The organism is Mycoplana sp. 10N416 (assembly GCF_056394765.1).
This window is the reverse complement of sequence record NZ_JBFTIM010000017.1, coordinates 1-21599: the sequence shown is the minus strand read 5'-3', so window position 1 is coordinate 21599 and position 21599 is coordinate 1. Positions and strand designations below refer to the sequence as shown.

General features: G+C 60.1%; 17 protein-coding genes. 7 read left to right on the top strand and 10 right to left on the bottom strand.

All coding sequences use genetic code 11. The features are described 5' to 3' along the window. Positions 1-545 precede the first annotated feature (545 nt). The gene (locus AC1DDS_RS23025) at positions 546-1286 is read left to right on the top strand and encodes a sulfotransferase family 2 domain-containing protein (RefSeq protein WP_477480976.1); all 741 of its coding nucleotides are present in this window, start codon (positions 546-548) and stop codon (positions 1284-1286) included. An 81-nt stretch (positions 1287-1367) separates the two neighbouring features. On the opposite strand, the gene pdxR is transcribed toward AC1DDS_RS23025, so the two are convergent. Next, positions 1368-2825, bottom strand: coding sequence for a MocR-like pyridoxine biosynthesis transcription factor PdxR (pdxR, locus tag AC1DDS_RS23020; RefSeq protein WP_477480975.1), 1458 nt, complete (start codon positions 2823-2825; stop codon positions 1368-1370). A 74-nt stretch (positions 2826-2899) separates the two neighbouring features. Here pdxR and AC1DDS_RS23015 point away from each other — a divergent pair, with 74 nt between their 5' ends. The 3 genes from AC1DDS_RS23015 (at position 2900) to AC1DDS_RS23005 (ending at position 6289) form a co-directional block, all read left to right on the top strand. After that, entirely contained in the window at positions 2900-3523 is a 624-nt protein-coding gene (locus tag AC1DDS_RS23015; protein WP_477480974.1) for an FMN-binding negative transcriptional regulator, read from the top strand. A gap of 43 nt (positions 3524-3566) precedes the next feature. Further along, positions 3567-4250: a B3/B4 domain-containing protein gene (locus AC1DDS_RS23010; protein WP_477481000.1), complete on the top strand. Its 684-nt coding sequence runs from the start codon at positions 3567-3569 to the stop codon at positions 4248-4250. A 431-nt stretch (positions 4251-4681) separates the two neighbouring features. Next, complete coding sequence (locus tag AC1DDS_RS23005; RefSeq protein ID WP_477480973.1) at positions 4682-6289, top strand: DUF1254 domain-containing protein; 1608 nt, start codon at positions 4682-4684, stop codon at positions 6287-6289. Positions 6290-6406: 117 nt separating this feature from the next. Here the strand turns inward: AC1DDS_RS23005 and AC1DDS_RS23000 are convergent, their stop codons facing one another. The 4 genes from AC1DDS_RS23000 to AC1DDS_RS22985 all read right to left on the bottom strand — a co-directional run bounded on the left by AC1DDS_RS23000 (position 6407) and on the right by AC1DDS_RS22985 (position 14864). Next, entirely contained in the window at positions 6407-7771 is a 1365-nt protein-coding gene (locus tag AC1DDS_RS23000) for an AcvB/VirJ family lysyl-phosphatidylglycerol hydrolase (RefSeq protein ID WP_477480972.1), read from the bottom strand. Then, positions 7768-10365 (bottom strand): bifunctional lysylphosphatidylglycerol flippase/synthetase MprF, encoded by a 2598-nt coding sequence (gene mprF, locus AC1DDS_RS22995; RefSeq protein ID WP_477480971.1) that lies wholly within the window; start codon positions 10363-10365, stop codon positions 7768-7770. The genes AC1DDS_RS23000 and mprF overlap by 4 nt, the downstream gene beginning before the upstream one ends. Positions 10366-10443: 78 nt before the next feature. Next, on the bottom strand, positions 10444-13581 hold the full coding sequence (locus tag AC1DDS_RS22990; RefSeq protein WP_477480999.1) for an efflux RND transporter permease subunit: 3138 nt from the start codon (positions 13579-13581) through the stop codon (positions 10444-10446). A gap of 62 nt (positions 13582-13643) precedes the next feature. Then, positions 13644-14864, bottom strand: a complete 1221-nt coding sequence (locus AC1DDS_RS22985) for an efflux RND transporter periplasmic adaptor subunit (protein WP_477480970.1) — start codon at positions 14862-14864, stop codon at positions 13644-13646. Between the two features lie 224 nt (positions 14865-15088). Between AC1DDS_RS22985 and AC1DDS_RS22980 the strand changes: the two genes are divergently transcribed. After that, entirely contained in the window at positions 15089-15301 is a 213-nt protein-coding gene (locus AC1DDS_RS22980; RefSeq protein WP_477480969.1) for a hypothetical protein, read from the top strand. Between the two features lie 105 nt (positions 15302-15406). Here the strand turns inward: AC1DDS_RS22980 and AC1DDS_RS22975 are convergent, their stop codons facing one another. From AC1DDS_RS22975 to AC1DDS_RS22965, 3 genes are all read right to left on the bottom strand, one after another. Then, on the bottom strand, positions 15407-15847 hold the full coding sequence (locus AC1DDS_RS22975; protein ID WP_477480968.1) for a hypothetical protein: 441 nt from the start codon (positions 15845-15847) through the stop codon (positions 15407-15409). A 187-nt stretch (positions 15848-16034) separates the two neighbouring features. After that, positions 16035-17030 (bottom strand): magnesium/cobalt transporter CorA, encoded by a 996-nt coding sequence (gene corA / locus AC1DDS_RS22970; protein ID WP_477480967.1) that lies wholly within the window; start codon positions 17028-17030, stop codon positions 16035-16037. Between the two features lie 894 nt (positions 17031-17924). Next, positions 17925-18203: a DUF982 domain-containing protein gene (locus AC1DDS_RS22965; RefSeq protein WP_477480966.1), complete on the bottom strand. Its 279-nt coding sequence runs from the start codon at positions 18201-18203 to the stop codon at positions 17925-17927. Between the two features lie 306 nt (positions 18204-18509). Here AC1DDS_RS22965 and AC1DDS_RS22960 point away from each other — a divergent pair, with 306 nt between their 5' ends. Further along, positions 18510-18974 carry a BA14K family protein gene (locus AC1DDS_RS22960; RefSeq protein WP_477480998.1) on the top strand — a complete coding sequence of 155 codons (465 nt, stop codon included), beginning with the start codon at positions 18510-18512 and terminating at the stop codon, positions 18972-18974. A 53-nt stretch (positions 18975-19027) separates the two neighbouring features. Here the strand turns inward: AC1DDS_RS22960 and AC1DDS_RS22955 are convergent, their stop codons facing one another. Further along, positions 19028-19423, bottom strand: coding sequence for a PRC-barrel domain-containing protein (locus tag AC1DDS_RS22955; protein ID WP_477480965.1), 396 nt, complete (start codon positions 19421-19423; stop codon positions 19028-19030). Between the two features lie 189 nt (positions 19424-19612). Beyond that, positions 19613-19771, bottom strand: coding sequence for an entericidin domain-containing protein (locus tag AC1DDS_RS22950; protein WP_477480964.1), 159 nt, complete (start codon positions 19769-19771; stop codon positions 19613-19615). A gap of 566 nt (positions 19772-20337) precedes the next feature. Between AC1DDS_RS22950 and AC1DDS_RS22945 the strand changes: the two genes are divergently transcribed. Next, a partial coding sequence (locus AC1DDS_RS22945) for a calcium-binding protein (RefSeq protein ID WP_477480963.1) occupies positions 20338-21599 on the top strand: 1262 nt, incomplete at its 3' end.

Below are 21599 nucleotides of genomic sequence, written 5' to 3'. Positions count from 1 at the left end.
AAAAGACGGTGCTTCAGGAGAAAAGCCGGTGCACGGTCGCGAAGTTTTGAGGCATCGAAATTCGACGCGACGGGAATGAGGAGGCATAGAACGACGCCGCTCCCGCCCATAGTGAGAAGGGCACCGACGGCACCTTCCGGACTGGGATTGGCTGTCCGCCGAAGTCCGCTTTCGGCCCAAGGCGGACAGACGACTTAACGAGACAGGATGATCTCTCTGCATAGGGCTTCGATTTCGCAGCTCGACAGTTCGATGAGGATCAGTTCGCCGAGAAGAATTGCCCTGCGTGTTTCATCGATTGTCTTGCCGTATGCACTGTGGAAACGTTCATCGGCCAACTGATGGGGGGCAGTACGTCGCAGATGGTCAACGAGAATTCCCGCCCAGCAGCTGTCTTCAATCTTAATTCAAAAGGTCAGGTGCGGCCGAGATGATTAAAACTAAACCATGGGCGAGCATTACGACGGCGGATATTGGTGTCAGCTTGCTGCGGTCGTATGATCACTCGCGGGTTCAACGTTCCCGGTTAAGGAGTTGGCGAGGCAATGATTATATCCCGTCGCCATAAATTCATTTTCATCCACGTACCCAAAACCGCAGGCAGTACGATCTCCGCCTATCTTGCTCGCGAATTCGGGCCATGGGATATGCAACTCGGGTCCTGGAAAGATTCGCTCGACAATGGAGCGAGTGCAAATCGGCTCGCATTGATCGCTATCTTCTGCCATCTCTCTCCATTAAAGATCGCGAAAACGCTCAACCGCTACGGCAAAGTCGATTCATTGGCCGGGGCAGCTCTCAGCCGTCGCTTTGCAGGCAAGCTCGCGGATCACTCAGGCGCACGCGAAATCGAGGCCTTCGATCCTTCTGCCTGGAAACAGTATTTTAAGTTCTGCTTCGTGCGGAATCCGTTCGAGCGTGCCGTTTCTCTTTACAATTGGCACTACAGGAAGTCGGAAACGCGACCGAGCTTCTCGCAAATGCTCCGCTTGATTGAAGAAGGTGCCGCCGAGAGGGGGCGTATTAACTGGGAATCCTGGCCGCTCTACACCCACAACGACGAGATCGTTGTGGATTTCGTAGGGCGGCAGGAGCGCCTCTCGGATGATCTACGCTTGATATGCGACATACTCTGCCTGCCGTTTGATGATCGCTTTCTGACAAGAGCGAAGGCGAGCCCAACGAGGCCTGATATTTGCAACTACTATAAGCCGGGCGACCGCGAACGCGTAGAACGGCTTTTCGGCCCCGAGATCGAGCATTTTAAATACCGTTTTCCCGATTAGAGCGTCCATGTCCTTGAGAGGAGTGGGGATCTCAAAGCTCTGCGCACTGATGCGATTTCCGCTTCTGGCGCATTCCAGCGGTCAGTCCAACCGTAGTTTGGATCGGCAGGCCGATGCCAGGTGATCTATGCCCTTTCCAATCAACGTAACGGGCATGGACGCGTATCCGAAGATGAACCCCGCGCGTTGGTCCGCCGGAGCCGCGAACAGGCGTGAGATCGGATAGATGCCTACGCCTTCTTGCCTCGCGCAGGCGGCGAAACGTTCTTCATCGCTGGCCGCAACGTGGTTGAACCACACGACGACATGGAGACCCGCCGACGTTCCGACGATCTCGACCTCGTCGCCAAACGCGTCGGCCATAGCTTTGAGGAAAACCGCACGTCTTTCCGCGTTCAGTCGCCTCATCTTTCGAACGTGGCTTTCATATGCGCCCGTTTCGATCATCGAAGCGAGCGCCTCTTGCTCGAAGCTCGTGCTATGACGATCGGTGATCTGCTTGCATCGGACGAAGGGCTCCACCAGCGCATCAGGCAATACCATGTAACCAAGCCGGAGCGTCGGCGAGAGCGTCTTGGAGACGGTGCCGACATAGATGACCCGATCCTGGCCGGTCATCCACAGCGGCGGAATTGGACGCACGTCATATCGATACTCCCCGTCGTAGTCGTCCTCGATGATGTAGGTGTTCCCGGCGACCGCCCATTCGATCAGGGCCTTGCGACGTCCGGAGGGTAGGACGCCACCCAGCGGAAATTGGTGGCTGGGCGTTACGAAGGCCAGTGCGACACCCTTCGGATCGGGAAGGCGGGAGGTGTCCATTCCGTCCTTGTCGCAAGGGACGGCGATGGGATCTGCGCCCGTCGCAAGCATCACGTTCCGGGCCATTGCATAGCACGGCTCCTCGAGAGCAACCCGGCCTCCGTCATCGACAAGTACCCGCGCACACAGGTCCAGCGCCTGCTGGGAACCGCTCACGATGACGAGCTGGGCGACATCGCATTCAATGCCACGGGCTCGCCAGAGGTAGCCTTGCAAGGTTTGGCGAAGTGCCAGATTTCCGGCTGGATGCTCATAGCCAAGCCGCTCTCGGTGCGCCAAAACTGCGGCGTTCAGGGCACGCCGCCACGCCTGCTTTGGAAAGTCCGATGAAGCGACGTCGCCATATCGGAAATCGTATTGAAGCGTAGCCTGATCGGCGCTGATATGCTTCGGCAATGCCATTGCACGGGAGGCATAGGCGGACAGCTGGGGAGTGGTTTCCCGAGTTGGCGGTACAGATCTGGCGTACGAAGGTCTCCCATCGGCTGTAACCGTTGGCTTTGCGCCCTGCCGCACCTGAATGTACCCCTCAGAGATCAACTGGTCATAGGCGGCCGTGACCGTGGTTCTGGACACGCCGAGCTCGTCCGCAAGCGCGCGGCTCGAGGGCAATCTGCCGCCCGCAGCGTAAACGCCAGACGTGATCTGATCGCGCACGGACAGATAGATGCGGCGGGACGCACCGATCTCTCGTGAGGTTTTTCCAGACTGGACCAATGAAATATACCGAAACTGGCAGTGTATCTTGGTCCACCTGATGTGAATAATGCGTTCACGTCAAGGAGATGCTTATGTACACCCCACCTGCCTTTGCCGTGGATGACACGACCGAGCTTTATGAAATGATACGGCAATGCCGCCTTGCCAATTTCATCACGGCCACCCCAGATGGCCCGTTGGCCACACCCTTGCCGATGTTCCTCGATGAGGCCGAGGGGGAAAGAGGCGTCCTCTATGCGCATCTGGCGCGGCCGAATCCGCAGTGGCAGGCTCCTGTCATCGGACATGGACTTGCAGTCTTTATGGGGCCGGACGCCTACGTGACGCCGTCCTGGTACCCTTCAAAAGCCGAGCATGGGAAGGTCGTCCCGACGTGGAACTATACAGCCGTCCAGGCGAGCGGACCGGTCGAGTTCTTCCAGGATGCCGACCGCCTGCTTGAGGTGGTGTCACGCCTCACTGCCATTCACGAGGCAGCGCGCCCGCTGCCGTGGGCGGTCACTGACGCTCCCGAAGCTTTCATCAGGGCTCAGCTTCGCGGCATTGTCGGCATTCGCATGCCCGTCGTTTCGCTGCAGGGGAAACGAAAGATGAGCCAAAACCGCCCCGAGGCTGATCGTGAAGGGGTGAAACAGGGACTTGGCGATAGCCGCAACCCCACCGATCAGATCGTTTCTGGCATGATCCCGGTCTGAGATAAGCGATCGAGTTTTGAGTGGAATTCTGGAGTTAGCAATGATGTTTGAGGCCCCAGTGATCGACGAACGGATCAGGGAAATCGCTCCCGGTTTCAGAGCAATGAGCATTCATGTCGATGCGACAAATGTTGGACAAGGAAGCCTTCCGACCGGGCTTCTGTCGGATGCCTGCCAGTACGTTTTGCAGGGCGGTCCAGCTTGGGCTGACGCTCATTTGACCAGTTGGGCCGATGCCTATACCCGGTTCGGAGCAAAGCCCAATCGCACACCATGTTCGGCGCAGTCGCTGAGAAAGCGGGTGTTGAAGGATGGCATAATCCCTTCGATCAATCCCGTCGTCGATCTCTATAACGCCGTCAGTCTCAAATATGCCATTCCCGTGGGTGGCGAGAATTACGACGCCTATGCTGGGTTTCCGTTCTTGACCCTGGCCGACGGCACCGAGACGTTCGAGACCGTCATGAATGGCGAGACGACGATCGAGCGTCCCCTTCCTGGAGAGGTCATCTGGCGAGACGACGTCGGCGTCACATGCCGGCGCTGGAACTGGCGACAGGGGACGCGCACCCGACTGGAGGCTGCCGCTGGCCGCATGTGGTTCGTGTTGGAAAGCCTTGAGACAATGCCTGACGACGCACTTGAAGAGGCGTCGGATATGCTGGTGGAAGGGCTCAAGATGCTGATGCCTGATTGCTCGGTGTCAGCCCAAAGGATTGCCGTGTGAGGATGGGTTTGTCCGCTTGCGCCCAAAGCAGCCATCAAACGAAGCACCAAGCTTGCCGCTCCCAGTGCCCTCCTGACCGATCAGTGACGGAGAATCCGTAATGGATGGCTGGTCGACTGCACATTCGATGTAGTTCGGTCACGGGCTGCCGTTGCAAAATGGCTGGAGAGTTTGAAGTTAATTTCAATTCGCCAGAAGCCAGTAACTTTCAATCTGAACCAAGTCATGCAACATTTTACTTCCGTCGGCTGCAATAAATAGGGCTGAAACAGTCGACCGTGCCGAACGACTTCATTTGGTTAGGTTCAGTGAGCCGCCGTTTGCAAGCGGCCAGAAGCTGAAAATTCATCCGGTCATTAGACTGGCTGACTCCCTTCGCCAACCAAGGCAACTGAACAGATTTTATGACAACGATGAATTGGAGGGTACCTATGATCAGGCGTTCCACGACAGCGATAGTCATGTTCCTTGCCACGCAATCTGCTGTCGCGCTGGCGGACCCACCGCCGATCCCCGAATCCATTTCAACACCGAATGTCGTCGATACCAATATCGGCAAGTTCGAATTCAAGGACGGTGTGCCGAGCAAATCCTCCGCCAAGAGGCTCTACGACAATCTCGACTTTACCTATGCCTACCGCGCTTTCATGGACAACATGCGCGGCGTCAGCATTCATGCGCTGCGCAAGAGCATGGAGGACATCGGTATGAAGGAGAACGAGGTCCTCGTCTTCTCCGAATTGATGGACGCCAACTCGCTGTTTCTCACAGCCAATGCCGACACGATCTATGTGATGGGTTATCTCGACCTTTCCAAAGGCCCCGTGGTGCTGGAGGCTCCGCCCAAGTTCCTGGGCGTCGTCCAGGATGCTTGGTTCCGCTGGGTCATCGACCTCGGCGGGCCTGGGCCCGACCGCGGAGAAGGCGGCAAATACCTGATTGTGCCCCCGGACTACGACGGGCCGCTGCCGCAGGGCGGATACTACGTCGCCCGCGCCCGGACCAACACGATACTGTGGTTCGGCCGATCGTTCCTTGAAAACCATGACGATCCCAAGCCGGTCGTCGAGACAATCCGCAAGTTCACCAAGGTCTACCCGTACGAGCCCGGCGGCGTCGGCACCCCCATTGCCGAGTTCCTTGCCGCCAAGGCCAAATTGGGCAAAATCGAGCCGCCGGCGCCCACCGTGTTCCACGAAGGCAGCGGCAAGGTGATGAACACGATCCCGCCCAACGACTGGAGCTACCTAGAGATGCTGAACGAGGTGGTGCAGCGGGAGCCAGCCACGTCGCTCGACCCGGAGCTGATGGGGCCGCTGGCGGCGATCGGTATCGTCAAGGGGAAACCCTTCGCGCCTGATGAGCGCATGAAGAAGATCATGACCGAGGCGCTCGCGGTGGGCAACGCGACCTCGCGCAGCCTTTTCCTGTCCCCGCGCGACGCGAGCTGGTCCTACTACCCGAACTCCGCCTGGACCAATTTTCTCTTCAACACTGGCTACGAGTTCGAAACACCCATACCGGAGATCACCGCCGAGGGCGTGAAGCCATTTCCGCCAACCGGCTATCGGACGATGGATGCGCGGACGAACTTCTTCTACGGCATTACCGGCATCACGCCGGCCATGGCAATGCGGCTCCCGGGCATTGGTTCACAGTATCTGCTGGCGATGACGGATGCCGACAAAAGCCACTTCGACGGGGCCAAAACCTACAAAGTGACGTTGCCGAAGGGCATCCCAGAGGCAAATTTCTGGTCGTTCACAGTGTATGACAACATGACCCGCTCGATGCTCGACACGCCGCAGCGCTATCCCCGGGCCGGCAGCCAAAGCTATCCGTCACCCGCTGCCGAGGTTGGTGCCGACGGTTCGACAACCATCTGGTTTGCGCCTGAGCAGCCGCAAGGCGTTCCGCGTGGCAACTGGATCCAGACCGACCCGAAGAAGGGCTGGTTCACGATCCTGCGCCTCTATAGCCCACTAGAACCGTTTTTTGCGAAGACTTGGCGGCCGAGTGAAATCGAACTCGTCCAGTGAGGCACTGCTTTATCCAGTTGCGGCCATGTCGCGCGCTGTGTCGCGACATGACCGCCGAGAAGACTGACAGCGGCGTGCTTCATCTGACCGCCGTAGGCGTTGATTTGTCCCGCCGCACTATTGCGGTTTGGCCAGTCGAGCCTTGAGCGAATCGACAATGCGTTGGGCCAGCGCCTGGTAGTCGCCGTCGAAATGGTGACCGCCGTCGATGCCGATCGCTTCTACGCCCTTGGGGGGGAGGGTCGGGCAAGGGTCGTCATCCTCGTCCCTGCCATAGATGCACTGGACAATGCGGGGGTTGATCTTCCCGATGTCCTTGACCGGATCACCCATGCTGGCGCCGCTGGCAAGGCCAAGCCACCCTTCGACCGAGATCTCGTAATCGACCCGTCGGGATAGCGCCATGAGGGTCAACTGCGGCACGCGCGCCTTGTCCTTCTCGGACAGGAGGTTGTAGGTGGCAGGCAGAAGATCGGCGCCGAACGAGTAACCGGCCAGCAGCACGTGCCGCACGTTCCATTCCTTCCGATAGGCCTCGATGATCCGTGCCAGATCGTCAGCCGTTTCCTGCGGCTTTCGTTCGGACCAGAAGTAGCGAAGGGAATCCACGCCGATCACGGGGATTCCCATGCCTTGCAGGGCGCCGCCGACCTCCTTGTCGAGATCGCGCCAGCCGCCGTCACCCGAATAGATGATCGCCATGGCGTCCATTGTCGGCCTCGTCTCGAGCACCGTAATCGGCAGGCCGAGCGGGTCGCCGCTGTCGCCGGACACGTCGATGCGATCGGCGAGGATCTGCAAAAGGGCATCCGTCGCCGCCGCGTCCACGTCGTTCACGTCGATATCCGGGTGTGCCTTGGCCAGTTGTTCGACATGATCGCGGCCGGCCTGCGTGGCGGCCGCGGAGAAACGGACGGTAACCGCCGCGGGCAGGTCGCCATCAATAAAACCGTAAATGGTTCTTCCACCTGCGTGCGTCTTCGCGGCGGGCGTGCAGAGGACCTTGTCGAGCGGAATGCCGGCTTGCGGATCGATTGCGACCGCTTCGCCAATCGTTGCGGCAGGACTTTGAGAGATCATCGCCAGCGCCAACGCTCCTCCTTCGCCGACACCGGCGACGACCGGCGGCTTGTAGCTGGCAGCGCCGGTTGCGCGCTGCACCTGATGGGCCACCGCCTCCACGTCGGAAATCATGTAGACGCAATCCCCTGCATCTGCGCGCAGCGCTTTCAGGTAGGTTGGAAAGTCGATGCCGACGACGGCTGCTCCCTTCGCGACCAGCGCCTCGGCCTTCGCCTGCTCGACGGCATCCCAGCCGTCGGCATCCGATATCAGAAACACGTTGGCGCGCGGTTCGACGTCCGGCAACAGGATGTGATCGCCAGGGATCATGCCCGTGTCGAAGCTTTGCCGCTGCTGGGCAAGAGCGCCGATCGGTAGCAGGCCCGTCACCAAGGCCAGAAGTAACTCTGGTGCTCTCATTTTTTCAGCACTCCCGTGATGCCGCCGCCAATAAGCAGTGTCACATCCATCAGCGCGAGAGCGGCTCCCGTGCCGTTCGACACGGCGAGATATCGCGGCTCCCAGCGCGGATGAAACTTCGACTTGAAGGCACGCACGCCCTTGAAATTGTAGAAGCGTTCGCCGTGTTCGAACAGCAAGCCGCCGATGCGGTCCCAGGTCGGCGCTGCCTCGCGGCGCGCCATTCCGGACAGCGGCGCCATCCCTAAGTTGAACGTCCGATAGCCCGCAGCTTTCGAATGGTTCAGGATGCTGGCGAAGAGAAAGTCCATGGTCGCTCGCGGCACGTCCTGGCTGAACCGCATCAGGTCGACGGTCGCCTCGATCATCAAGTCGGTCAGCAGCAACGTGGCGAAGGCAATGATATCGCCATCCTTGCGGACCACCGCGACGGGTTGCGACATCACATAGTCCCGCTCGAAGGCGCCGAGGGAAAATGTCTTCTCCCGGGTGTTGTGATGCGCGAGCCAGCCATCGGATATCGCCTGCAACTGGTCGATGATGCCGGCTACGTCTGGCGCTTCGACTATCGAAAAGGACAGGCCTTCGCGCACGCCGCGATTGAAGGACTGCCGCAGGCCGGAGAAGCCGCTGGCCTTCAGATCGAAGCGCGCAAGGTCGACGACTGCAAGCTCCCCGAGCTTGAATGCCCGCAGTCCGGCGTCGGCGCAGGAGGACAGCAGCAGCGGCGAGAGCTGGTAAAAGGCAGCGCGCCCGCCGCCCGTCCGTGCAGCCTCGACGAACTGCCAGACCAGTTCGTCGAAATCCTCCTTCGCGCCAACCGGATCGGTCAGCGCGATCCACGAGCGCCCCTGTATGCCATACATGATGAAGGCGTTGCCCGACTGGGAGAATAGGATGCTCTTGTCGCCCATCCTGACGAGATTTGCGTCGGCAACGCCCTGCCTCGCGACGATATCGATGGCACGCGCCATCTCCTTGGGGGTTGGCGGTTTTGGTCGATGGGCTGCCGGGCGCAACAGGCTGAAGATTGCGACCACCGAGGCGCCGATCGAAAGGCCGAGCAACGCGCGCAGGCCGCGCGGCGCTCCTTGCGAAAACTCGAACTGCCACCAGAGTTCATGGGTGTACTCGGTGTCGCGGTAGATGAACAGCAAGATGACGAGGGCGGCCACGATGATGACGGCAATTGCGGCGAGCCAGGTGGGGCCGAGCGCTTGCCTTATCAGCGATGCCGGCCGGGTGAAGCGGCCAGCGTTGAAGAGCAGGGCGATGATGAACAGCGCCAGCAGCGCAGCCTCGAAAACCGCAATCGCCTTGAGAAAGGCGAGGACAAGTGCCGCCGCGGCGCAGACGAGTGCCATCCACCAGGCCCCGTCCAGTCGAAGCCCGAGACCACGCGATGTCACGAACAATCCGAGGCCCAACAGGCTCGAAATGAAGTGCGCCGCTTCCACGATGGGCAAAGGCAGGAGCGCCGCGAGAAAGTCGAGGTCGGCATCGGGCGTCGGCACCACGCTCGAGAAGATCAGCATCGTTCCGAGCAGCAGGGAAAATGCGGAGAGCAGGGCGGGCGACAGCCGCATCGCGATCTGTCCGACCTCGGCAGCAAACGGTCTCGACGCGAGCTGGCGCATCTCGCTGACCAGCATCAGGACAACGGCAAGAAGCAGAGGCAGGACGTAGTAGATGAGCCGGTACAGCACGAGGCTGCCAAGGAGCTGGTCGACGCTGATGGCGTTCGAGAGGCCCGCCATGATCACCGTTTCGAAGACACCCAGGCCGGCCGGCACGTGGCTGAGCACGCCGATGCCGACAGCGGTCGCATAGATTGCCAGAAAAGTCGGCCAACTGACGTGTGTCTCCGGCAAGAGGACATAGAGCGCGGAGGCGGAAGCTGCTATATCCAAGGCCGAGACGAGAAACTGGCGGGACGATGTCCGGCTGTCGGGCAGGCGCAGCGTGAAGCCCTTGAGCTGAACGGTCCTGCCGTTGCGCGACAGGAACAGGACGAGCCCCATGACCGCAACGACGGCGAGGGCCGCCCCCTGCAGCCAGGCAGGGTTCATGCCGATCGTGCGTGAGATCTGCGGGGCCACGGTCAGTGTCGACAATGCGCTGACCATCAGGAGCCCGAGGCCGAATGACAGGGTGACGAAAGCGATGACGCGGGCGATTTCGCCGGGCACGAGGCCGAGCCGCGAATAGGCGCGGAAGCGGATGGCCCCGCCGCTCAAGGGTCCGAAGCCGACCGTGTTTCCGACAGCATAGGCAACAAACGCACTCGCCGCCACGGACGGCAAAGGCGGCTTGCGACCGATGTAGTCCAGCGCGTTGATGTCGTAGAAGACGAGGGCTACAAAGCTCAAGCCTGTGAAGAAGATGGCAAGCGCGATGGCGGACCACGGCGTCGCGGTCAGGGCTGCCAGCACGTCCTCGTAACGGACCTCAGAGGTCAGCCGGTAGATGGCCGCCGCGACCAGGCCGGAGACGGCGATGACGCTTGCCGCCGTTACATACAGCCGATACCGGACGAAGAATTGACCGACATGGCTGTTGGAAAGTTCGCCCGCCGAATGGCTTTCAGTTGTCATTGCCCTTTTGTCTCACATCCTGGAAATCGATCGGTGTGCGCATCAGGCCATCGCATTAGGGAAATGCCTCGCGAGCCCCTAGTCAAGTGCAACCCTGCCGCGGTCACGGTCCGTCCGGCGGTGCCTCGGAAACCGCTGCGCAACCGAGGCTTTGAGACGCTCCATGGTGAGATAGATCACGGGAGTCACGAACAGGGTGAGGGGTTGGGAGACGAGCAGTCCGCCGACGACGGCCACACCGAGGGGCTGACGCAGCTCGGCACTGGTCCCGCTGCCGAGCGCAATCGGCAGCGCACTCATGATCGCGGCGACGGAGGTCATCATGATCGGCCGGAACCGCATCAGGCAGGCCCTGCGCATCGCCTCTTCCGCCGGCGTGCCGTCGCGCTGCAGCGACAGTGCCACGTCGATCATCATGATCGCATTCTTCTTGACGATCCCGATCAGCATCAACAGGCCGATGACGGCGATGATCGAGAGGTCGAACCCGAACAGCCACAGGGCAAGCAATGCGCCGGACGCGGCCGACGGCAGGCCGGACAGCACGGTCAGCGGGTGGATGAAACTTTCATAGAGCACACCGAGGACGATATAGATGGTCACCACCGCTGCGAGGATCAGCATGCCCTGATTGGCCGCGGCGTCCTGGAAAAGCTGTGCGGTGCCGTAGTAACGCGTGGTTACGGCCGGCGGCATGGCGATCCGGTCCTTCAACCGGTTGATTTCCTGGATGCTGTCGCCGAGCGCCACATGCTCTGGAAGGTTGTAGGAGATCGTGACGGCCGGGAGTTGGCCGAGCTGGTTGATGGTCAGCGGCCCAGGCACGGTCTCGATCCGCGCGAAGGCTCCAAGCGGCACAAGCCCGCCGCCGGCAGTGCCGACCTGCAGCTCGGCCAGCTTTCCGGCGGACCAGTTGATCCTCGGATCGAGTTCCACGATGACGTCGTAGCTGTCGCTCGGGGTGTAGATCGTCGAGATTTGCTCGGTGCCGAAGCCGTCATAGAGCGTCGAACGCAGTTCGCTGGCGCTGACGCCCAGCACCGATGCCTTATCGCGATCGACGACAAGCCGCGTCTGCGGCGCATCGTTCTGGAGGTCGTTGTTGACATCGGCAAAGAACGCCCGGTCGCCTCGCATCGCTTCGGACAGCTTCTCCGCCCACAGGTTCATCATGGTCTCGTCGAGACTTTGGACGACGAGCTGGTATTGGCTGGCCGATGCGCGCGAGCCGACGGAAAGGTTCTGGACCGGGGTCATGAAGGTCTGGATGCCGGGGATGGGGGCGAGCTGTGCGCGCAGTTCGGACAGGATGACCGGCAGCGGCGGACGTTGCTTCTGCGGCTTCAGTTCCACGAACAGCCGTCCGGAATTGAGGCTGGCGGCCGCGCCACCGGCCGAGCCGACCGAGCTTGCCACATGGGTGACATAGGGTGAGGCGGCAAACACGGCCTCCACCTTGGCCTGCAGGTCCGACATGGCGGCGAAGGACACGTCCTCGCGGGCGCGGGTCGTCACCTGCAACTGGCCAATATCCTCCTGCGGAAAAAAGCCCTTGGGGATCGTGCCGACCTGATAGGCGGTGATGCCCAAGGTGGCGAGGAACAGCACGAGCATGAGGCCGCGGAACCGCAGGCAGACCGCAAGGGCCCGGTCATAGGATTTCAGCAGGGCGTTAAAAGCATGCTCGAATGTTTTGTCCAGCCATCCGGTGAGGCCGCCGCCGGTGCGCGTGTCCACCTTGTCAGGCAGGCGGGCGGCCAGCATCGGGGTCAGGGTCAGGGAGACGAAGGCCGAGGCAAGGATCGAGACCGTGACGACGATGGCGAACTCGTTGAAGATGCGGCCGATCACGCCGCCCATCAGCAGCACGGGAATGAACACGGCCACCAGCGACAGCGAGATCGCGATGATGGTGAATCCAATCTCTCGCGCGCCGTCGAGTGCGGCCGCAAAGGCGGATTTTCCCTCTTCCTCCATATGGCGAACGATGTTTTCCAGCATGACGATGGCGTCGTCGACGACGAGGCCGACCGACAGCGTCAATGCCATCAGCGAAATGTTGTCGATGGAAAATCCGAAGAGATACATCGCCGCGAAGGTGGCAATGATCGAGATCGGCACGGCGAGCGCCGGGATGACCGTGGCGAACAGGCGCCGGACGAAGGCGAAAATGACGAGGATCACCAGGCCGACCGTTAAGGCGAGCGTGAACTGCACGTCCCGAACGGCGCCGCGGATCGAGACCGAGCGGTCGACCAATGGGTTGATCGACGCTTGCGCGGGCAATGATTGACGCAGCGACGGCAGCATCGCCATCACCTCGTCGACCACCGCGACGGTGTTTGCGTCCGGTTGGCGCTGGATGGCCAGGATAATGGCGCGCGAGCCGTCGGACCAACTGGCGGTCTGGTTGTTTGCGACCGAGTCGATGACCTTCGTCACTTCGCCGAGATGTACGGCCTTGCCGTCGCTGCTCTTGATGACGACCTTGGCGAAGGCTGCAGCGTTGTCGAGCTGTGTGTTTGCGACGATCGACGTCTGCCGGCCGCTGGTTTGCACGGTGCCGAGGGGCGAGCTGTCGTTCGCCGCGGCGACCGCAGACTTGAGGTCGTTCAACGAGATGCCCCGGGAAGCGAGTGCATCGGGATCGATCTGGATGCGCACGGCGTACTGCTGGCTGCCGAATATCGATACCTCGGCGACGCCCTCCAGCGTCGACAGCGTCGGCGAGATGACCTGTTGGGCAATGGCGTCGAGTTGTGTCAGCGGCACCAATTCGCTTCTCAGCGCCAGCAGCAGCACGGGCGCATCGGCCGGATTCACCTTGCGGTAGCTCGGCGGCGCCGGCAGATCCTGCGGCAAGGTCCTCAGCGTGCGGGTGATGGCCGCCTGCACATCGGCGGCGGCGGCATCGATGTTGCGGCCGAGATCGAACTGGATGGAAATTGAGGTAGAGCCAAGCGCGTTGGTCGTCGAGATCGTGTTGATTCCGGCAATGGTGGCAAACTGTTTGATCAGCGGCGTTGCGACCGAGGTCGCCATGATGTCCGGGGATGCACCCGGCAGGCTTGCCGAAACATTGATGACCGGAAAATCGGTGCGCGGCAGGGCTGCGATCGGCAGGGCGGCATAGCCGAACAGGCCGGCGATCACCAGGGCAACCGACAGAAGGATCGTTGCAACGGGACGACGGATGCAGAACTCCGAAAGCGCCATGGCCATTCACTTCCATGGGCCGGGACCATCATGCGGCACGCCGCTCGTCCCGACCGAAACCATCAGTCCATCGCCGACGGGCTCGCGCCTGCCGCCGTAATCGTAACCCTGTCGCCGGGCTTCAGCCGTGACTGTCCTTCGACCACGACCTGGTCTCCGGGGGCCAGTCCCGTGCGGATCGCCGAAAGCGTTCCATCGTCGGTTGCCACGATGACGGAACGCGTCTCCACGGTCTTGTCGTCCTTCACCCGGTACACGTAGGGACCGTTCTGGCCGAACTGCACCGCCACCGTCGGGATGACCGGAACCTGCGGCAGCGTTTCCTCTTCGACGTTCACGTCCACATATTGACCAGGCCAGAGCTTCTGCTCGTCATTGCGGAAGCTGGCGCGCATCATGATCGTGCCCGAGGCGGTATCGACAGCGGAATCGATGAAATCGAGCCTGCCTTGGCCAATCACTGTGTCGGTGCCGCTGACCTTCGCTTCCACGCCTGGTGGATTGCCGGCGTCGAGCCGTTTCTTGAAGGCTTGCAGCTTTTCTTCCGGCAGGCGGAAACTGACATCGATCGGGTCGATGGCCGTGACCGTCACGAGGTTCGTCGCCGCCGTTCCGGTCTGTCCGACAAGATCACCGATCGCCACCTGCAGTGCGCCAAGGCGACCGTCGATCGGTGCGGTGATCTGCATGAGGCTGAGCGCGACCTGGTCCGCCTCGATCGTTGCATGATCCGCGCTCACGGTAGCCTCGGTGGATTGCTGCACGGAAAGGGCAGTCTCGTAGGCTTGCTGGGTGCCGGTGCTTTCATCACGAAGCGTACGTGTTCGCACAAGCTCGGTATTCGCGGCAGCGAGCAAAGCCTGGTCCTTTGCAAGGATCGCCTGATCCCGCGCGAGGTCCGTCCTGGCCTGGCGGTCATCGAGGCTGAACAACAGATCGCCCGCTTTGACCATTTGTCCGTCTTTCACGGGGATCGCCGTGATTTGACTTGGAACCCTCGCTGCGACGACGACCGTGTCGGGCGCCACGACATTGCCGAATGTATGCAAAACAACCGGAAAATCACGACTTTCAACGGTCGCTGCTTGCACCGCAATACCATCGGTCCGGGGCGCGACCGGGCCCCGGTTTCGTTGCTTTTCGGCGACAACGGCATCATGAGCCCCGGAACCTGACCCGGTTGCGGCGAGCGGCGAATTGGCGCCAGACGTGATCCAGACGATTGCTGCAGCGTCCAAGAGCGCGATGAAGACAACGATGAGGATGGCGCGTAGGCTGACCATGGCGGCCTCTGGGTTTGGCCAAGACTCAAAAATTGGCCCCCCAATCCTGCTCTTTCAAGCAGATTACAGAGATTTAACCGGAGATGTCGCGCTCTGACGGGGTTTCGGCTGCGTGGTCCCCATAATGTGATCAAGATTAACGGGATGTAAGAATTCTGACTGCCGAGCCGGAGTATACTGACCGCCGCCGTAGCGAGCGGCGTTTCCCAAGCAAGGAGAACGTCATGTTCAGGATTGTTTTAGCAGCCTGTATGATACTGAGCGCAGGGTCGACCTTCGCAGCTACCGAATACTTCGTACAACACAAGCCCGGCGGGAAGTGCACGGTTTCGGAACACAAGCCAAACGGCAAGTCTGAGATGCAGATAGGCGCGGCATGGAAGACGATGGCGGAAGCCGAACATGCGATGAAGTCGGCGCATGAGTGCGGTTATTGACGCAAAACAGAGCGGCGTTCGCATAGAGCGCCGCTCTACCTTTAAGTGACGTGCGCGAATCTTGAGTGCGCTATACGTCTAATGCATCTGCTGTCTGCGGATGGCCTATCCCTTCAGCTTCGCGTTGCACAGGCTGTAGAAGCCGCCGCCCTTCTGGATCCATTTCAACCCATTGAGTGAATTGGCATCCTTGTTCTGATGGTAGGCATCAACGCAGGTGTGCATGCGTGCCTTTCCGGGTGTTTCACTTGAGTATTTGGTCGAAACTTTTGAAGGGAACTGGACGCCCGTAGGTGCCTTCATCGTTGGCTTTTCAGGCTCGGTGTTGTCGTTTGCATTCAGCGTAACATCCGGCTCAGCGGTGGCGTCCGGCCCGCATTCCGCTTTTCTGAAATCGTTCCACTTCATGGTATTGCCGCTCCCCTGCGCGGCTTTGTATTTCGCGCTGCACTCCTTCATGGTGAGGGCAGCCGCCGGCGTTGCGATCGAAACGCTTCCAAGGGTAAGCAGGGCGATTGAGGCAAGGAGTGCAACACGAGACATCATGGCGATATCCTCCGATGGTGCTCGGATCATGCCACCACCAAACTACGCCAAATTGATGTCAGTTGCAGTTGACAGAGCTGTCCCCGGTCTCGCTGTCAGCGATTCCGGAGACAACCGGATCGTTCGCGGCGGCTCGTCCAAGTTCGACGATGGGCTCGACGCAAGAACAAGCTGCCCGAACTTGCCGCTACAGCCAGCCTCGACGCTTGAAATAGAGGAACGGAAGGGCTGCCGAGAGCACCATCAGCAGGATGGCCCAGGGATATCCAGCGCCCCATTTCAATTCTGGCATGATCTCGAAGTTCATACCGTAGACCGAGGCCACCAGCGTTGGCGGCAGGAACACCACCGACGCCACCGTGAAAATCTTGATGATCTGGTTCTGCTCAAGGTTGATCAGCCCCAAGGTCGCATCGAGCAGGAAGTTGATCTTCCCCGACAGGAAGGCAGCGTGATCGCCCAGTGAACTTGCATCGCGTTGCAGGAGCTTTGTTAGCTGTCGCACTTCCTTGGATGGTTTCGTCGTCGGATGTTCGATGGCAACATGGTAGGCGACCAGCCGAGATATGCTGACCAGGCTCTCCCGAACACTGCTCAAGAATTCTCCCTTCTGTCCAAGCTGCTCGATAAGGGATTGCAGGTTGCTGGTCATTTTGATCGAGGACTTGGATTTGCTCCGGAACACCTCGCGCGAAATGAGATCGATTTCATTGCCAATGCGCTCGAGCACGTCTGCCATCCGGTCAATGATGGACTCGATGATCCCGAGCATGACTTCTTCTCCGGACGCGCAACTGCTCGAGCCGTTCGACCTCAAGACGCGATGTACGAACATCTGGAACGGTTTCGGGTCGGCATATCGGACCGTGACGAGTGTCCGGTCCTTCAGGATGAAGGTCACCGGGGTCTTGACTGGCCCATCGCCATCGAGGTTCGTAAGCGCGGTGAGCGTCATGATCTCCGCCCCGCTTTCCTGGTAGAGGCGGGCGGATGGCTCGATCTCCTCCATCTCATCGCGCGTTGGGATTGAAATCCCCAGAGCCTCTTCCACGTGGTGGCGCTCGGCAGATGATGGACGGATAAGGTCGTACCACAACGCTGGAAGTGCAGCCTCGACGTGGACGAGACTATTGTTCTCGCTCAGAACGATGTGGTCTGCTTCGCGGACGAAGATTTGCAGCATGATATTCGCTCCTTCAGGGCTTTCGCCATCCGGAGCAGGATCAAGTGAATGAATCCCTTACCGGACAGTTCGGCAAAACGCGGTCGATGTTCGACTAGAGGGGTCCATTAACATGTCCTCAGAAACTGCGGTGTGAAGCGCCGCAACGGTTACCCGATGCGCCCAAAAATGAGCGTCGTCAAGCAAGATAAGGGCCCGATGTGAAGCGGAAATGTTGTCGCCCTGGGGAAGGGGACCTCAGCCTCGGCGCGATACCCGGAAAGAATCACCCGTGCAATCAGTTAGAGCAGTCGGCCGGTCCCTGTGTTGAACCGCACTCGCGGAACTGCCGGTTGGCGATCACTCGTCCAACCGACAGCGGATCTCGGCAACGCTAGTGTTCGGTGTAGTTCGCATCGACTAGTGCGCAGGCCACGGGCACCAAGCCCGGTTGCAGAACTCGTCGACGTAGTGATCTTGGCCTTGGTTTGAATGACCGACCAGATTACTGTCGTGGAAAACATGCTCGCTACGTTCGTTATGTTCGTGATGGGAGCCACTTTCTCTGGACAGTGCTCCAGTCGATGAAGCAGCGAGCGCTATCGTTGCTATCGAAGCGATTGTTATGGCTAAGCGCATGGCACATCTCCAGGTTCTTTTGTGCATTGAAAGAAAACAGTACATAAAGATGACTATGGCATCGCGTTTTTCCAACACGTATCCTCTAACAATAATATACACCCCTCTGTGCAATATATGCGGTAACTTCACGGTTCCAGACGATCACTCCGGCGTGACGGTCAATTGACCGACCAGGCCAGAAGAAACGCGCCAAGGCGGGTTTGGGGCTTGGGAGGGGAAACTGCCCGTGCCGGGAAGCAGGAGGATGGCGGGTAGCGGCCCATCAGCGCACAGCTATTCGATGGGAGGCAACTCTGCCAGGAACACTCCGGCCTCCCGGCATGCGGCGAGGAAAGCTTTGCGGCACTCCTGCGTCGTTCGGTTACCGCAAAGCGTAGCAATGCAGGCTCGCCTGGCCGTTCTGCAATGTGGCCCGTCGGTCGACGACCAAACATGGGAAAGTGCGTAGAGCGCTTCGTTCGGGCCACGCACCAGCAGTGCCATGCCTCCGGGTGTCTTGATGCAGATCGGAGTGTCCCAGTTCGTCCCGGATTTAGGCTCGTTCTCATTCATGAGCGGTCTCCCGTTCGTGCAGCAGGAAAACCTCGAAAGCATGAGGAGGGTTCCCGTCGCTACCGACGGTTTTTGAGGACTCGCAGAGACCAAGTCACGCGACCGCGCAACACCGAGTGCAGGTGCAGCCGCGCCGCGTGGCGAAGGCCGAAGCAGGCAAGGCAAGCCGCATGCTCACGGATTTCAAGCCTCCGCAACCGTCGCGACGCAACGCCTCACGAGATTGTGAGGAGGGCCCTCAGCAGCCGTTCATGCCCTGTTCAACTGGCGCACGCATTTTAGGGGCGCAAATTGAAAGGGCAGAAAATGAAAAAACTCTCTGTTGTTGTCTTGGCTGCGCTAACCGCTTTCTCGGGCGTTTTGCCCGCCGGTGCAGCACCGTTCAACGTCGCTCCTCCGCTTGCGAGCGCAGCCGCTGATGTGCACGACGTCCAGTACCGGCGCGACGGTCATGACCGGCGCCATGACTATCGGCGCGCGCCACCACGCCATGGCTGGCATAACGGTCACAGGGGCTACAGAGACCACCGACCGGGTTATCGTCGTCACAATGATGGTTGGTGGTATCCGCTGGCTGCGTTCGGAGCCGGGGCCATCATCGGTGGAGCGATTGCAAGCCCTCCGAGATATGCGCCTCCGCCGCCGCGGTCGAACTACGCCTCAGCTCATGTCGAATGGTGCGCATCGCGCTATCGCACCTACAGGGCGTACGACAACACGTATGTCCCGCAGGTCGGCTACAGAGCGAAATGCGTCTCGCCCTATTACTGACCCGATAGGCCGGCCCGCCGCGGCAACCGCGGCGGGCAATTTTTTGGACGCCGTTAGCGCTCCCAACGACCTTCGTACTTGAAGGCAGGGGCCTTCTTCAGTTCTTCCTTGGACGCGTTCATCACGGCCGTCCACTTCTTGTCGTTTTCCAGGTAGGTGACTTTTACCGCCGACGGGCCGACCATCACGTAGTGGTCGCCCATGCCAAGAAAGCCGCCGACCGAGACGACATAGCCGTTCAGTTTGCCCTCGCCGATGACGAGGTCCTTGATTTCCCCGATCGTGTCGCCGGCATCGTTGGTGATGTTGAGGCCGATGAGGTTGTAGCTCAGGACGTCTGTCGGCTGGGCCGAGACGAAGGTCTCGGTCGTCGTGGTTTGTGCCGTCTGGGCGTGAGCCGCACTGACAAGCATCGTCGTCGTAGCAAGTGCAATCCATAAATTTCGCATGGCGACCACCTCCGGTGAAACTCCCCCAACGTCGGTGACGCGACCAGAGTTCCGGGCGGAAGCGACGAGTTTGCAAGAATCAGCGATCGATTCGTTGCGGTGAACGAGCGGCTTGCCCCGCTTTTGAGCAGCGTGCCGCGTCCGGCGTCTCATCCGGTAGGCCACGCGACGCTCCGCCGACGCATGCCGTCATTGGGCGGCCTTTTCGACCGACCGTCCAGCAGACTGCGTCGCGTTGACAGTGTTGGCGGTGTCCTGCCCCATTCCTCTGATGGTATTGGCGCATCCGGAAAGCATCGAAATGGCGATGCAGACGATGCCGATGCCGGCGATTGTTGACTTGGTCATGGCAGATGTCCTCTGGAAGACTTGGGGACAATGCGACAACAGAGCGGCTTTCCCAAAGTGCCCGGCGTTGTGGGCAAACGCCGGGCAAAAGCACGGTTGGAAGCAAGTGGCGGAAGGGAGCCGCCACAGTTAAGGTATACCCTTCACCTGCCATCATTGCGATAGCCAAATGGAACTACTCGCGTAGACCGATGGAGCGACCGGCGGAAGCTCATCTCCCGCCGGTCACGCTCGACCGCCAAGTCAAGCCGGCGCCCCGATGGGGGCCCCGACCGGCATGGTGTGCATCTCTTCCTGACAGGTGAATGAACGTCGGCGTTGGTAGCGGCGGGTGCGGGCGCGTGTCCCCTCGGCTGCTGCCGGTTTCGTCCGGCCTGCCGGCAACACCAGTCCGTCGAGCACTCGGTTCGTTCAAAACATCACGAACTCTGTGTTTGCTCGGTCGAAATAGGGCTCCACGTCGGTTGGATGGGGAATGAACTCGTCGATTTCAGCAGAAAGCCGCGAATATCTGGGTGCACCCAGCCGTAGAACCTCGCGATGTAGTACAAACAAGGATAGTACGCATGGCATTTCAGGTCTTAACAGCCGACTCGATCGGCACGGGCGCTCGCGTCAATCTTGCAACGGGTGACGACGTTTATGTTGGCGCGGGGGTTATAGTCGCTCGAACCGACGCCACAGTTGGTTTGGACTTCACGATCGTCGGCACAGGTAGCCAGCACCGGGTAGACGTCGCCGGTACGGTTCTCGGTCCCGAAATCGCAATCGAGATCGGCGATTCGGAGGAAGATTCTGGGAACATCGTGAACATCGCGGCAAGCGGCGTTGTGCGGGGGTACGAGTGGTCTTCAGCCGGTGTTCGCATGGGCGGCAGAGCAAACCAACTCATCAACGCCGGAGACATATGGGGAGCCAATACAGGCGTTATCATGCTTTCCTATGGAGAGACCACGTCGAAAATCATGAATACAGGAACAATCGCCAGCAACGGCAGCGGTATAACCAGGTACAACGCGGGCAATGTTAATGGGATCATTTCACTCGAAAACAGTGGAACCATATCCGGAGGCACTTCCTCATACAGCGGAGGTAGCGCCGTGGCGAAGGACCTCATCGCGAACACCGGCCGTATGATCGGGGACGTCTATCTCTATCGGGGCGACGATGTGTACGACGGCACGAACGGACGCCTATCGGGCAAAGTCTATGGCGGAGAAGGCAGCGACGAGATCCGCGGCAGCATCGACAACGACACTTTCGACGGCGAGGCAGGTAATGACAGGCTCTATGGCGGTGTCGGCAACGACACGCTCAACGGCGGAGCTGACAAAGATCTGCTGGATGGCGGCGTGGGTGCGGACACGATGTCCGGCGGCCTGGGGAACGATACCTTCGTCGTCGACAGCACCGGTGACAAGGTGATCGAAAATGCTGATGAGGGCACCGATCTCGTCAAAGCATCCGTCAGCCATAGCCTTTCAGCCAATGTCGAAAACCTTACGCTGACGGGGACGGGAAACATCGACGGCACTGGCAACGGGCTTGCCAACGTGATCAAGGGAACCGCAGGGATCAACACTCTGAAGGGCGGCGCCGGCAACGATACTCTGATGGGCGAAGCCGGCAACGACCGACTCTATGGCGGTGCGGGAACAGACAAGCTCTACGGCGGATCCGGGGCCGACACCTTCGTTTTCGCGGCGATAGGTGACTCCACGGTGACTGCGAGCGACGTCATCTACGACTTCAACCGCACGCAGAAGGATAAGATCGACCTCAAGGCGATCGACGCCAGCACGAAGACCGGCGGCGACCAGGCCTTCAC